This is a genomic window from Micromonospora sp. NPDC005206 (genome assembly GCF_040608175.1).
In the GTDB taxonomy this organism is placed as follows: Bacteria; Actinomycetota; Actinomycetes; order Mycobacteriales; family Micromonosporaceae; genus Micromonospora.
In genome coordinates this window covers 98,190-111,005 of the sequence record NZ_JBEXHU010000010.1, presented here as the reverse complement: position 1 = coordinate 111,005, position 12,816 = coordinate 98,190, and the positions used below count along the sequence as shown (strand labels likewise).

The window sequence follows — 12,816 nt, the reverse complement described above, 5'->3', positions numbered from 1 at the left end:
CGACCATGTCGGCGCGCTACGTACTCGGGGTGAACATCGGCTTCCACGACTCCAGCGCCGCGCTGGTCCGCGACGGTGCGCTCTGCGGCCTCGTCGAGCAGGAGCGGGTCAGCCGGCGCAAGCACGCGGTGGGCCAACCGCCCGCCGACGCCGTCGCCGCCTGCCTGGCGATGGCCGGCATCGGCCCGCAGGAGGTGGACACCGTCGCCATCGGCTGGGACTTCCGGGACATCCCGCTCGGGCGCAACCGACGGTTCACCCCCGACGGGCTGCGGGCGATGCTCTTCCCCGGCCACGAGGACCTGACCATGCCGGCGATCCGCTGGGTGCCGCACCACGTCGCGCACGCGGCCAGCGCGGCGTTCAGCGTCGACTGTGACGAGGCGGCGGTCCTGGTCCTCGACGGCGCCGGCGAGACGCAGTCGACCTCGTTCGGGCGCTACGCCGACGGGGACATCGAGATCCTGCGGGAGTGGCCCGTCGAGCAGTCGTTGGGCTTCTACTACAACGCCGCCGCCGAGTGGGCGGGGCTGGGCTACTGGGGCACCGGCAAGCTGATGGGCCTCGCCGCGTACGGAAGGCCCGGCCCCGGCGCGCCAGTGCGGGCGGTTCCCGGCGGGTACGAGCTGGTCCGTGGCACGCCCACCGCTGACGTGCCCGCCCGAAGGGCCGCGACCCTCGGCCCGCTGATGGCGTACTACCCGGCCGTCGCCGAGTCCCTCAAACCCCAGTTCGGCAAGCTGTTCCCGTACGCGCCGCGCACCGGGGAGGAGCCGATCGCGTACGCGGACTTCGCGGCGACGATCCAGCAAGGGCTCGAGGAGACGGTGCTGTCGCTGGCCGCCGAGCTGCGTCGGCGGGTCGACACCCCGGTGCTGGCGCTCGCGGGCGGGGTGGCGATGAACTGCACCATGGTCGGCGTGCTGGTCCGCAGTGGCCTGTTCGAGCGGGTCTACGTGCCGCCGGTGCCGACCGACGCGGGGGTGTCCCTGGGGGCCGCGCTGGTCGCCGCGCGGGAGTGCGGTGAGTTCGCGCCCACCCGTCTCGACCACGCGTACTGGGGTCAGCCGATCACCACGGAGGCCGGTGAGGCGGCGGCGGCTCGGGCCGGCATGGTGCACCGCCGCCTGGGTGACGACGAGTTGGCCCGCGCCGTGGCCGGTGAACTCGCCGCTGGCCGGATCGTGGGCTGGGCACGCGGGCGGGCCGAGATCGGGCAGCGGGCGCTCGGCGCGCGCAGTCTGCTGGCCGACCCGCGTGGTCGGCGCAGCCTGGAACGCCTCAACGTGCTCAAGGGGCGGGAGATGTGGCGTCCGGTGGCGCCCAGTGTCCTGGCCGAGCACGTGTCCGAGCTGGTCGACGGTCCGGTCGGCGATCCGTCCCGGTTCATGTTGGCCGCCGCCTCGCTGCGCCCGGACGCGCGGCTGCGGGTCCCGGCGGTGACGCACGTGGACGGCTCGGCCCGCCCGCAGACCGTGTACCGCGACACCAACCCCGGCTACTGGTCGCTGATCGAGCAGTTCCGGCAGCTCACCGGAGTGCCGGCGGTGGTCAACACCTCGTTCAACCTCGCCGGCGACCCGATTGTGAACTCGGCCGCCGACGCGGTGGACACGTTCGTCCGGGCCAAGGAGATCGACCTGCTGGTGCTCGGGGACGCGGTGGTGGCGCGCAGCGAGGCCGACCTGCCGGCCTGACATGCGAAGGGGCCGCCCGACCGGGAGGCCCCTTCTTCGCGCGGTCCGCTGCTCAGGGGGTTGAGGAACATCGGAACGAAACCGGCGCCAAGCCGCTCGCGGGCCTGAGAGCGCTTTGACCTGGCGGCACACGGCCGCCGGGCAAGGTCGCCCACCGCCGAAATCAGACGCCTTCGCGCAGGTACAGGTCGCGCAGCAGGCCGATCTCGCCGCCGTGATGCGCGACCTCGACCAGAGCGTGCAGCGCGAGCTTCAGATAGGTCTCATCGGCCCAACCGCCGGGGCCCAGGCCTATCGGCGCCAACAGGCGCTTGTCGCCGAGGGCTGCGATACGGGAGATGAGGTGCTCCCAGTCCTCGGCGAGCGCCTCGACGCCCTCTTTCGCGGTGCCCGGCCACTCGTGGCGGTCGCCGAACTCGGGGACGTCCTCGAAGAAGTGGATCACATAGCCGCGCAGGCAGAGGCTGCCGATGTGCCAGATGCGCCAGGCGATCGTCGTGAGGGGGTCCGGCGCCTCCGGACTCGATTCCGGAAATAGCGTGGCGACGCGGAAGACGCCGTCGTCGCCGGGGCGGATGCTGATGCAGTCGCTGACCGGCTCCCAGTGGTACTCGGCGTCGGTCAGGTCCTCAAGGCGCTCGAACAGCCGGGATCGCGCGCGTTCGAAGATCGCGAGAATGTCCCGCGTGACGGGGTCGGGCACGATCATGTCAGCCATGTCAACTCCAGGGCTCGGTGGTTTCGGGTCGGTCGGGATGATCAGGATCGACGGGTCGGCCGACTCGGTCACTTGCCGCCGCCTCGGCGTGTGTCGCCGGGTGCGAGCAGGCTGGTGAGTTCGGCGATGGCGTCCGGCGACGGCTTGAAGTAGCGGCGCAGGTTCTCCGGCTTGCGGTGCCGGGACTTGGCCATCAGCATCAGCAGCGACGCGCCAGCCTCGCCCAGGTGCGTCAGCGCGGAGTGGCGGTATTTGTGCAGGTCCCAGCCCGTCCCCGGGCCCTGTGTGGCGGTGTGGATGTCCAGCAGGGCGCGGGCCTGGCCGTAGGACAGGCGCGCCGCCCCGGTGTCTGGGCACACGTCCCGAGGGCCAATGACCTTCCCCGGCCCCGCACGGCGGGCGGTGACGAACACCGGACCGCGGGTGCGGCCCTTGAGCAGCCAGGGCAGCAGCCGGGCGGTGCGGCGTTATCTGTGGGATGACTTCAAGATCGTCCCGCGCCCGACGTCCCGTCAGGCGCCCACCAGGGCCGACAGGTGCTTAGCGCCGGTTTTCGTTCCGATGTTCCTCAACCCCCGCTCAGGCCCGGGCCGTCCGACGGTCGCGTCGCCAGACCTGCCGTAGCCGGTCGACGAAGAAGTCCCGGTTCACCCAGTAGAACTCCAGCCAGATGTTGTCCGGGTCGCGCAGCCAGATCTGCGATCCGGCCTCGTGCTTGGAGGTGGTGATGCCGGAGTGCGGGACGTCGATGCCGTCCAGGTGGGCGACCCACTCGTCCAGGTCGCCGCGCTCGGGCACGTGGTAGGCCAGGTGGTGCAGCCCCGGGCGCCGCTCGTCGAAGCGCTGCGGGTCGACCTCGCCCACCTCGGCGTCGGCCGGGCCCTCGACGCAGCCCAGCACGACCGAGGCGAACGACGCCGTGTGCAGCAGGGTGCGGAAGCGGAAGCCGGACTCGGGCGGGGTGACGTCGTTGACCACCACCATCTCGAACACCGAACAGTAGAACGAGGTGCTGCGCTCCAGGTCGACGACGGTGAGGTTGACGTGGTTGCGACCGTCCAGGCGCGGCATGGCGGGCCTCGTCAGGCCGTCCGGCCGGCCGCCGCGACGGCCGGCCGGACGGCGACGGGTTCGCCGTCGGGCGCCGGCACGGCCTCGAGGACCGACATCGAGGAGGTCGGCGTGATCCGCGACAGGTGGAACCCGGATTCGGCGAGCAGCGCGCGGAACTCCGGCTCGGTCCGGGTCCGTCCGCCGAACAGGGCGAGCGCCTTGACGTCCATCACCTTGCCGGTGTCGTCGTGGTTCCCGTAGCGGCTGACCGACTCGATGATGACCAGCCGGCTGTCGGGCCGGGCGGCGGCGCGGACGTTGCGCAGGATCTCGGCGGCCTGCTCGTCCGGCCAGTCATGGATGATCGTCTTGAGCAGGTACACGTCGGCGTCGGCGGGCAGTGGGTCGAAGAAGCTTCCGCCGCGGATCTCGCACCGGTCGGCGACGCCGGCGCGGGCCAGCACGCCCGGCGCCTCGGCCACCACGTGCGGCAGGTCGAGCAGGATCGCGCGCAGTTCCCGGTGGCGGGCGAGCAGGCCACCGGCGAAGGTGCCGTGCCCGGCGCCCACGTCCACCAGCGTCCGGGCCCCGGCCAGGTCCAGCACCGGCAGTACGGTCCGCAGCACGAACGGGTTGACGCTCTCGGCCGACTTCTCGAACCGGACGCACTCGTACGGGTGGTCGGCGAAGTGGTCGTAGTACCGGGTGCCGCCGTGCACGTGCCCGAACGCCGTCGCACCGGTACGCAGGCTGTGCGTCAACCGGGCCCAGGAGTAGATGTCCGGCGGCATCAACGGGAAGCACTCGCGGACCGAGAACGGGTGGTCGCTGCGCAGCGGTTCGGCCAGCGGGGTGAGCCCGAAGACCTCGGGGGTGACCTCGGTGAAGATCCCCCGCCCGGCCAGCGCGCGCAGGCCTCGGGTCAACGCGCCGGGATGCGCGCCGACCCGCCGGGCCAGCACGTCCACCGGCAACGGGCCCTCGACCAGGTGGTCGGCGACCGCCAGGTCGCACATGACCCGGATGGTGAACGGAACGATGTAGTCGGCCAGTTCGGTGAGGCGGGTGACCGACGCGAGGTCGATGCGAGGCGTCACGGACATGTCCGTACCGTATCCGGTCGAGCGTTGCGATACCAGATAGCATACGAGACACTTGATACGTGCATCTCAATCTGTTCACCCAGTGCTCGCCGTCGCCGCAGTTCAAGGGGTTCTGGCGGCACCCCGCCGACCGCAGCGCCACCGGCTACCGCGACCTCGCCTACTGGGTCGAGCTGGGCCAGCGGCTGGAGGCAGCCTGCCTGGACGCGCTCTTCTTCGCCGACGTGCACGGCACCTACGACGTCTACCAGGGATCCTGGCGAGCGGCCGTGCGGCACGCGGTGCAGCTCCCGTCGATCGACCCGCTGCTCGTGCTGCCCGCGATCGCCGCCACCACCTCCCGGCTGGGCCTCGCCGTCACCTACTCGACGACCTACCACGCCCCGTACGAGTGCGCCCGGGTGTTCAGCTCCCTGGACCACCTCACCGGCGGACGGGTCGCCTGGAACATCGTCACCTCGTATCTGCGGTCCGCGTCCGCGAACGGGCTGGGTTCGTACCTGGACCACGACGAGCGCTACGACCGGGCCGACGAGTACGTCGAGGTGGCGCGCCGGCTGTGGGAGGAGAGCTGGGACGACGACGCGGTGGTCCGCGACGTCGCCGCGAACGTCTTCACCGACCCGGACCGGGTACGCGAGATCGGCCACGAGGGGCGCTGGTTCTCGGTGCGGGGCCCGCACCAGTGTGAACCGTCGCCGCAGCGCACCCCGGTGCTGTACCAGGCCGGCGCGTCCGGGCGGGGGATGACCTTCGCGGCCCGGCACGCCGAGGTCGTCTTCCTGACCATGGCGGACCCGGCCAGCGGCGCGGCGCAGGTGGCCCGGCTGCGGTCCCAGGTCGCCGCGCACGGGCGCGACCCGCGTTCGGTGAAGGCGCTGCAGGGCAGCATGGTGATGGTCGCACCGACCCGCGCCGAGGCCCGCCGGCGGGCCGAGGAGTACGTCGCGCTGTGGAGCGGGGAGGGGCAGCTGGCCAAGTGGTGCGGCTGGATGGACGTCGACCTCGCGGCGTATCCGGACGAGACGCCGGTGGCCGAGATCGCCGGGCAGGGCAGTCAGAGTTTCGTGGGCTTCCTGCGCCGGCTCGGGCCCGAGCGCACCTGGACGGTCGGTGACGTGCGCTACCTGGTGGCCACCGCCCGCCGGCCCCGCACCGGCGCCCCGGTGACCCTCTTCGGCACGGTCGAGCAGGTCGCCGACCGGATGGAGGAGTGGTGCGCGGTGGCCGACGTGGACGGCTTCAACCTGATCCCCTGCCCGACCACCCAGGGCATCGACGACATCTGCGACCTGCTGGTGCCGGAGTTGCAGCGCCGTGGCCTGTTCCGTTCCGCGTACGACCCGGCGGAGCGGACCCTGCGGGAGCGCTACTTCGGCGCCGGGGCGCCCGTGCCGGCCCGGGTGCCAGCGTTGGACCCGCGGGCAGCGGTCGAATCCGCCCCCGCCCGCGGCTGACCTGCCGGGTTCCCGGCGCCGACCGCGACCCGGCGCGGTGGGTGCGGGCCGGGCCGTGGTCAGAACGCCGTGGTCAGAACATCGTGGTGTCGACGTCCGCGCCGCTCAGCAGTGCACCGACCGTGCCGTAGCTGTCCCGGCTGTTCACGAAGTGCTGGGTCGCGGTGTTGATGTCGCGCAGTCGCCGTTGCAGCGGCGAGGAGTCGAACACGGTCGACGCGCCGACCAGCGCGTACGCCGTCTGGACGGCCTGCAGCGCGGCGGTGGTGACCTGCGTGGCGGTGGCCCGCAGGCAGGCCCGGTCCAGTGCGCTGAGCACCTCGCCCCGCCGGGCGGTCTCCCAGGCAGACTCCGCCTCGTGGTGCAGCAGCGCCCGGGCCGCGCGCAGGGCCACGTGGGCCTCGCCGAGGCGGTCGTGGAACACCGGCGAGTCGGCCAGCGACCGGGTGCTGAACGTACGGCGGCGGCCGGCGGCGGCGTGGGCCGCGGCGTCGCGGACGGCGCCCTGTGCCATGCCGAGGTCGACCGCGGCGATGAGCAGACCGGCCTGGGCGATCCGGAAGACCGTTCGGCGCACGTCGTCGCCGTCACCGACCAGGCTGAAGCCGCGGTGCTCGGGACAGGTCCGGTTGGCCGCCCGCACGTCCTGGCTGGCGGAGCCGCGCAGGCCGAGCACCTGCCAGGTGTCGATCTGCTCCAGCTCGCCGGCGGGGAAGAGCACCATCCGGGTCAGCGGCGCCCCGTTGGGCAGGGTCCGGGGTGTGCGGCCGTCGAGCACGATGCAGTTCAGGTAGATCCAGCTCGCCTGGGGGCTGCCGGTCACGAACGGCCACTGGCCGTTGACCCGCCAGCCGCCGGCGCCGTCCGGGGCTGCCCGGCCCTTGGGCGCGACCGCGCCGGCGCCCAACACGTCCGGACCGCCCGCGTAGATCTCGTCCCGGGCGGCCTCGGGGAAACAGGCGAACAGCAGGTGCGCCAGGCCCACCTGGCCGATCAGCCAGCCGGTGGAGCCATCCGCGGTGGACAGCTGCTCGATGACCCGCAGCGCCTCAACCAGCGGCAGGTCGGCGCCACCATGGGCGGACGGCACCAGCATCCGCAGGCAGCCCGCGGCGCTGAGGTCGGCGAGGACGTCGTCCGGGACCCGGCCTGCCCGGTCAATCTCCGGCGCCCGCTCGGCGAGCGCGGGGAGCAGTCCGTCGACCCGGGGAAGCGTACTGGTCACGGATACACCCTATCGCCTCACTCGTATCTTGTTTAGCCTTGTATCTGCTATCGATCTCGGATAGACGTACAGGGGAGGAGGTGACCGGCCGATGACCGTACGCGCCGTTTCGGGCTCGCCGCTGCTGAGCTGGCTGGAACGACCCAGGCAGGACCGGGGTGTGCACTTCGCGGCCGGCGGTGACGACTGGACCTTCCTGTCGTACGCCGAACTGGCCGACCGGACCCGGGTGATCCTCGCCGGCCTGCGGGCCGTCGGGGTGGTCCCGGGCGACGTGGTGTCCATCGTCGAGCCCGCCGGCCCCGACTTCGTCGCGACGCTGTTCGCCGCGATGGCCGCCGGAGCGGCGCCCTCACCGATCGCCCCACCGCTGGCCTTTCAGGACCGCGAGGTCTACGGCGAGCACGTGCTGGGCCTCCTGCGCGCCGCCGCGCCACGGGTGGTGGTCTGCGCGGCCACCCTCACCGCGGCCATCGAGCCGCTGGCCGCGACCGCCGGAGTCCGCCGGGTCCTCTGCGCCGACGAACTGGCCGACGCCGCCGGCGGAGCCCGGGGCGCGGTCGCGGCACCGGGCCCGCTCGCCCTGCTCCAGTTCACGTCCGGCTCCAGCGGCCGCGCCCGGGGCGTGCAGGTGCCGCACGCGGCCCTGGCCGCCAACGTCACGGCGATCCGGCGGTGGCTGGCCATGACCCCGGACGACCCGACCGCGTCCTGGCTGCCGGTGCACCACGACATGGGCCTCATCGGGTGCCTCGTCACCCCGGTGGTCAACACCAGCGACCTGTGGCTGATGCCGCCGGAGGAGTTCGTCCGCAACCCCGGGCGCTACCTGCGCTGCTTCGGGGCGCACGGCGCGCGACTGACCTCGATGCCGAACTTCGGGCTGGAGTACATCGCCCGCCGGGTACGCCCCGACGCGCTGACCGGGCTGGACCTCTCCGACTGGCGCGCGGTCATCGTCGGCGCCGAGCGCGTCGACGCCGAGGCGCTGCGCCGGTTCTGCGCGCTGCTCGTCCCGTACGGCTTCGACCCGCGCGCCCTGCTGCCCGCGTACGGGCTGGCGGAGGCGACCCTCGCGGTCACCGGGCTGCCATTGGACGAGCTGTACCACGCCGTCGAGCTGCGCCCCGACCGGCTACGGCTGGGCGCACGGGCGGTACCCGACCCCGCCGAGCCGGTCGACGACGCCGTCGACGCGTACCCGGTGGTGGGCTGCGGCCGGCCGCTGACCGGGGTGCGGGTGCGGATCGTGGACGAGTCCGGCACGCCGCTGCCGGACGGGGTGGTCGGCGAGATCGAGGTGCACGGCGCGTCCGTCGCGCAGGGGTACATCAACGAGGGCGACTCGGCGTCGCAGACCGCGCTCGGCGAAGGTGTGCTGCGCACCGCCGACGCCGGCTTCCTGCACGACGGGCAGTTGCACGTGCTCGGCCGGCTCGGCGACAGCATGAAGGTGCGGGGTCGGGCGGTGTTCGCCGAGGATCTCGAGTGGGCCATCTGCCGCCCCGGTGTGCCGGCCCAGCGGATGGCCGCGTTGCTGGGCCACCGTGCCGGCGCCGCGACCGTCGTGGCCGTGTTCGAGCAGGCCCAGCCCGAGTGGCTGGCGCAGGCGGAGCGGGAGCTGCGCCGCCGGGCAGAGGGTGCGCGGGTGGTCATCGTGGACGCGCCGCGCGGCACCATCGCCCGCACCTCCAGCGGTAAACCCAAACGGCGCCAGCTGTGGCAGGCGTTCGTCGATGACCGGCTGCCCGGCACCGTGGTCACCACGGCACCGGCCGGTCAGCGGGACTAGACCGAGCAGACGACGACGGCGTCCTGAGGGACGTTCGGACAGGAGGCGGGAATGACCGACGCGACCAGGTCGACGACAGCCGAGGTGCGTACCGAGGCGGAGGTGCGCGACTCGGTGACGGCGATCGTCACCGAACTGGCGCCCAACCCGGAGCAGATCGAGGGGGCGGGTGACTCGCGGCTGGTCGAGGACCTCGGCTTCCACTCGCTCGCGCTGCTGGAGCTGGCCTTCACCCTGGAGGACGAGTTCGAGCTGCCGCCGATCGACGAGACGACCGCACGGAAGATCGTCACGATCGACGCCGTGGCGGAGCACGTGAACGACATACTGCGGGCCCGCGGCGAGCTGGCCAGTTGACCGCGCGCTCCGGGCACCGGCCGGGCGCGGCGACACTGCGCCCGGCGACGCCCGGCGACGGGGACCAGCGGGCCAGGGCGCTGTCGCTGCGGCTGTTCCTGGCCATGCTGCACACCCAGGAGCTGCTGGCCGGCTACCTAGGCGCCCGGCTCGGGCTGTACGAGGCACTCGACCGTGGCCCGGCCGACGTGGCCGAGCTGTGCGCGCGTACCGGTATCGACGCTCGGTACGCGCGGGAGTGGCTGGAACAGCAGGCGGTCGCCGGGTTCGTCGAGGTGGACGACGTGGCGGCCGCACCCGAGCGGCGGGTCTACCGGCTGCCGGCGGGGCACGCCGAGGTGCTGCTCGCCTCGGACAGCCCGCTGTCGCTGGTCTCGCTGACCATGCTGCCGCTGGGCGGGGTGGCCGGGGCGCTGCCGGCGCTGCTCGACGCGTACCGCACCGGAGCCGGGGTGCCGGACGAGGTGTACGGCGACGACTGGCGGCACGGCCACTCGGGCGCCAACCGGGCGCTGTTCACGTACGCCCTGCCCGGTTGGCTCTCCTCGGCACTGCCGCGCATCCACCAGCGGCTCGGCGCCGCGCCGAGCCGGATCGCCGACATCGGCTGTGGCGCGGGCTGGGCGGCGATCGCGCTGGCCGGGGCGTACCCCCTGGCCGAGATCGACGGCTACGACCTGGACGCGCCGACGGTCGCCGCGGCGGACGCGAACGCCGCGGCCGCCGGCGTGGCCGACCGGGTCCGGTTCCACCGGCGCGACGCCGTCGACCCGGAGCTGGCCGGCCGGTACGACCTGGTCTGCGTCTTCGACGCGCTGCACGAGATGTGCCAGCCGGTGTCGGTGCTGCGGGCCTGCCGTCGGCTGCGCGGCGAGGGCGGCGCGGTGCTGGTGTTGGACGCGAAGGTGGCGCACCGGTTCGTCGCGCCCGGCGACGAGATCGAGCGTTTCCAGTACGCCACCAGCGTGCTGCACTGCCTGCCGGCCGGTCTGGCCGGACCCGACTCGACGGCCACCGGGACGGTCCTGCGTCCCGCCCAGGTCCGCCGGTTCGCCACCGAGGCCGGCTTCGCGGACGTGCAGATCGTGCCGGTGGACGACCGCTTCCACCGGCTGTACCACCTGACGGGCTGAGTTGGGGGTGGGGAAGGGGCCGTCAGCTCCTTCCCCACGCCGGCTCGGGCCGCCCGTAGCTTTCAGCGGGGGCCCGTTTCGGCCGGCCAAGGCGCGGATTGGGCAGGACGAACCGAGTCGAAGGCTAGCGTGAGCTGGTCGAACAGGGGTGCAGCGCTCGGGTGTGTGTCGCGACGTGGTGTGATCGTGTAGATGCCGCGGGTCGGGGGATCAGCGAGGGTCACTGTGGTGACGTCGGTCCGCAGCGCGCACGTCAGCGCCCCAGGTATGAGCGCGATGGCGTGGCCGGTGGCGACCAGGGCCACCTTGCCGGGCAGGTCGGCCGCGGTGAGGTCGATGCGGGCGGTGACTCCGGCGCGGGCGGCGTGCTGGTGCAGCAGCGCCGCCGAGCCGTCGTTGTCCTCGACCCAGGTCTGGTCGGCCAGCGCCTGAATGCGCACCGGACCGTGACCGGCCTGCGGGTGGTCGACGGGCAGCACGACGACCATCTCGTCCATCCCCAGGAATCGGCGTTCGAGACGTGAGTCGTTGGGTAGCCCTGGTGGCGCATCGGTGACGACAGCGACGTCGAGGTCGCCGGCGATCACGCGGTCGTGCAGTTGTGCGCTCAGCCCGGGCAGCAGACTCCACCGGATGGGTCCGGCCGTATCCATCAGGCGGCGGATCGCCGCGGGCACAATCCCGGCGGCCAGAGATGGCGTCGCGCCGACGGCCAGTGGCCGGTTGAGCGTCCCGTCACGAATGTCCCGTACGGCGCGAACGGCGCGGTCGGCCTCGTTGAGCGCGGCCAAGGCGTGGTGACGGAACACCTCGCCGGCAGGCGTCGGGCGCACACCGCGCGCGTGCCGCTGCAACAGCGGCACGCCGAGCTGGCGCTCCAGACCGGCGATCTGTCGGGAGACGGCCGACTGTGTGTGAGCGAGCTCGGCGGCCGCCGCCGACAGCGAACCGAGCCGGCACACCGTCACGAACGTCCGCCACACAAGCAACTCCATGGCACGAGTGTGCCTTGTCGGTATGCATGTCCCGCATGGCTGTCGTGCGAGATCTGCGCTTGTCGCAGCTATCGCGGTACATCACTCTGGGACGCATGACCGAACCGCGCACTATCGCTGTTCTTGGCTTGGGCCGCATGGGCGCTGCGATCGCGACAAGACTCGCCGGCTACGACTGGGACGTCGTCGGTTGGACACGCTCCGGGCGCGCGGCAGGCGTTGTCGAGACGACCGGCGACCCGAACGACGCCGTCGCGAAGGCCGACATCACGCTTCTCGCGTTGTTCGACGGCCGGGCCTGCCAGCAGGTCGTCGACCACGTCCGCGACTCGCTGAGAACGGACGCCATCGTGCTGAACACCAGCACGATCGCCCCCGCCGAGGCGTCGAGGCTGGCCCGGCAACTCGGCCCGTCCTACGTCCATGCGCCGGTGCTCGGCTCCGTGCCAGCTGCTGCCGCCGGCACCCTGCAGATTCTCGCCGCCGCCGACCAGGACGCGTTCGACCGGGTCCGACCGGTTCTGGAAGCGCTCGGCACCGTGCGGCGCGTCGACGATGCCTCCGCCGCCGCGGCGCTCAAGCTGGTCGCCAACAGCAGCCTCGCCGGCGCCGTCCTCGCGCTGCGCGACTCACTGCGGCAAGCCGACGCCTTGGGCCTGCCCCGTGCCCAGGTGCTGGACGTCCTCGAACTGGGCCAGCTCGGCGGGCTTGTCGCCCGCAAACGGCCCTTCCTCAGCGGCCAGCCAGCCGCTGCCACGGCCGACTTCACGATCGGCGCGCTGGCCAAGGACATGGCACTGCTGGCGGTCGCGTCAAACACCCCGCTGCGCAGCGCAGCCGACCTGGCCGACACCCCGGCCGACCCTGAGGCCGACATCGCCGTTGCCGCCACGGTCCCCGCCGTAGGTGACGCCGTGCTCGAACCGCTACGCGCCTACATCCGCGGACACGCCACCGGCGACCCCACCCACTTTCGCGACGCGTTCCTGCCCACCGCCCACATCGAGGGAATGCGGGACGGCGCATTCGCCTCGTGGCGCCTGGACGACTACTGCGCTCTCTTCCACGGCCACCCGGCCCCGAACGAACCGATTCGCTCCCGCCGCATCGATTCCATCGACGTCCACGGCACCGTCGCGACCGCAACCATGACGCTCTGGCACGGCACGGACACCTTCACCGACATCTTCCTGCTGGTCTACGTCGACAACAGCTGGCGCATCGCCAACAAGGCCTACCACCGGCACTCCTGAGTGGATGGTTCGGCAGCTTTTCGGCGTCGTTCT

12 protein-coding genes are annotated in these 12,816 nt (G+C 72.6%); 6 read left to right on the top strand and 6 right to left on the bottom strand.

Features of this window, described 5'->3' with window-relative positions:
• Positions 1-5 precede the first annotated feature (5 nt).
• Positions 6-1,697 (top strand): carbamoyltransferase C-terminal domain-containing protein, encoded by a 1,692-nt coding sequence (locus ABZU69_RS16805; RefSeq protein ID WP_354965231.1) that lies wholly within the window; start codon positions 6-8, stop codon positions 1,695-1,697.
• 163 nt (positions 1,698-1,860) lie between these two features.
• Here the strand turns inward: ABZU69_RS16805 and ABZU69_RS16800 are convergent, their stop codons facing one another.
• The 4 genes from ABZU69_RS16800 to ABZU69_RS16785 form a co-directional block, all read right to left on the bottom strand.
• Positions 1,861-2,487: a DinB family protein gene (locus tag ABZU69_RS16800; protein ID WP_354965230.1), complete on the bottom strand. Its 627-nt coding sequence runs from the start codon at positions 2,485-2,487 to the stop codon at positions 1,861-1,863.
• A complete protein-coding gene (locus ABZU69_RS16795) occupies positions 2,484-2,774 on the bottom strand; it encodes a hypothetical protein (RefSeq protein WP_354965229.1) in 291 nt (96 codons plus the stop codon). The genes ABZU69_RS16800 and ABZU69_RS16795 overlap by 4 nt, the downstream gene beginning before the upstream one ends.
• A 220-nt stretch (positions 2,775-2,994) precedes the next feature.
• On the bottom strand, positions 2,995-3,486 hold the full coding sequence (locus tag ABZU69_RS16790; protein ID WP_354965228.1) for a VOC family protein: 492 nt from the start codon (positions 3,484-3,486) through the stop codon (positions 2,995-2,997).
• Positions 3,487-3,497: 11 nt separating this feature from the next.
• Positions 3,498-4,571, bottom strand: a complete 1,074-nt coding sequence (locus ABZU69_RS16785; RefSeq protein ID WP_354965227.1) for a methyltransferase — start codon at positions 4,569-4,571, stop codon at positions 3,498-3,500.
• 59 nt (positions 4,572-4,630) lie between these two features.
• On the opposite strand from ABZU69_RS16785, the gene ABZU69_RS16780 reads away from it, so the two are divergent.
• Entirely contained in the window at positions 4,631-6,028 is a 1,398-nt protein-coding gene (locus ABZU69_RS16780; protein ID WP_354965226.1) for an LLM class flavin-dependent oxidoreductase, read from the top strand.
• Positions 6,029-6,101: 73 nt separating this feature from the next.
• Here the strand turns inward: ABZU69_RS16780 and ABZU69_RS16775 are convergent, their stop codons facing one another.
• Positions 6,102-7,253 carry an acyl-CoA dehydrogenase family protein gene (locus ABZU69_RS16775; RefSeq protein WP_354965225.1) on the bottom strand — a complete coding sequence of 384 codons (1,152 nt, stop codon included), beginning with the start codon at positions 7,251-7,253 and terminating at the stop codon, positions 6,102-6,104.
• A gap of 91 nt (positions 7,254-7,344) precedes the next feature.
• On the opposite strand from ABZU69_RS16775, the gene ABZU69_RS16770 reads away from it, so the two are divergent.
• The 3 genes from ABZU69_RS16770 to ABZU69_RS16760 are packed head-to-tail and all read left to right on the top strand — an operon-like array spanning position 7,345 to position 10,535.
• Positions 7,345-9,045, top strand: a complete 1,701-nt coding sequence (locus ABZU69_RS16770) for an AMP-binding protein (protein WP_354965224.1) — start codon at positions 7,345-7,347, stop codon at positions 9,043-9,045.
• A 51-nt stretch (positions 9,046-9,096) separates the two neighbouring features.
• Positions 9,097-9,402: a phosphopantetheine-binding protein gene (locus ABZU69_RS16765; RefSeq protein WP_354965223.1), complete on the top strand. Its 306-nt coding sequence runs from the start codon at positions 9,097-9,099 to the stop codon at positions 9,400-9,402.
• Positions 9,399-10,535 carry a class I SAM-dependent methyltransferase gene (locus ABZU69_RS16760; protein WP_354965222.1) on the top strand — a complete coding sequence of 379 codons (1,137 nt, stop codon included), beginning with the start codon at positions 9,399-9,401 and terminating at the stop codon, positions 10,533-10,535. Before ABZU69_RS16765 ends, ABZU69_RS16760 begins: the two co-directional genes overlap by 4 nt.
• A gap of 62 nt (positions 10,536-10,597) precedes the next feature.
• Here ABZU69_RS16760 and ABZU69_RS16755 read toward each other — a convergent pair whose 3' ends face one another.
• The gene (locus ABZU69_RS16755) at positions 10,598-11,530 is read right to left on the bottom strand and encodes a LysR family transcriptional regulator (RefSeq protein ID WP_354965221.1); all 933 of its coding nucleotides are present in this window, start codon (positions 11,528-11,530) and stop codon (positions 10,598-10,600) included.
• A 26-nt stretch (positions 11,531-11,556) separates the two neighbouring features.
• Between ABZU69_RS16755 and ABZU69_RS16750 the strand changes: the two genes are divergently transcribed.
• Positions 11,557-12,783 (top strand): nuclear transport factor 2 family protein, encoded by a 1,227-nt coding sequence (locus tag ABZU69_RS16750; protein ID WP_354965220.1) that lies wholly within the window; start codon positions 11,557-11,559, stop codon positions 12,781-12,783.
• Positions 12,784-12,816: the final 33 nt, after the last annotated feature.

Coding starts and splice junctions, on each gene's coding strand:
- ABZU69_RS16805 (WP_354965231.1), top strand. CDS start 6: ATGTCGGCGCGCTACGTACTCGGGGTGAACATCGGCTTCCACGACTCC.
- ABZU69_RS16790 (WP_354965228.1), bottom strand. CDS start 3,486: ATGCCGCGCCTGGACGGTCGCAACCACGTCAACCTCACCGTCGTCGAC.
- ABZU69_RS16785 (WP_354965227.1), bottom strand. CDS start 4,571: ATGTCCGTGACGCCTCGCATCGACCTCGCGTCGGTCACCCGCCTCACC.
- ABZU69_RS16770 (WP_354965224.1), top strand. CDS start 7,345: ATGACCGTACGCGCCGTTTCGGGCTCGCCGCTGCTGAGCTGGCTGGAA.
- ABZU69_RS16765 (WP_354965223.1), top strand. CDS start 9,097: ATGACCGACGCGACCAGGTCGACGACAGCCGAGGTGCGTACCGAGGCG.
- ABZU69_RS16755 (WP_354965221.1), bottom strand. CDS start 11,530: ATGGAGTTGCTTGTGTGGCGGACGTTCGTGACGGTGTGCCGGCTCGGT.
- ABZU69_RS16750 (WP_354965220.1), top strand. CDS start 11,557: ATGTCCCGCATGGCTGTCGTGCGAGATCTGCGCTTGTCGCAGCTATCG.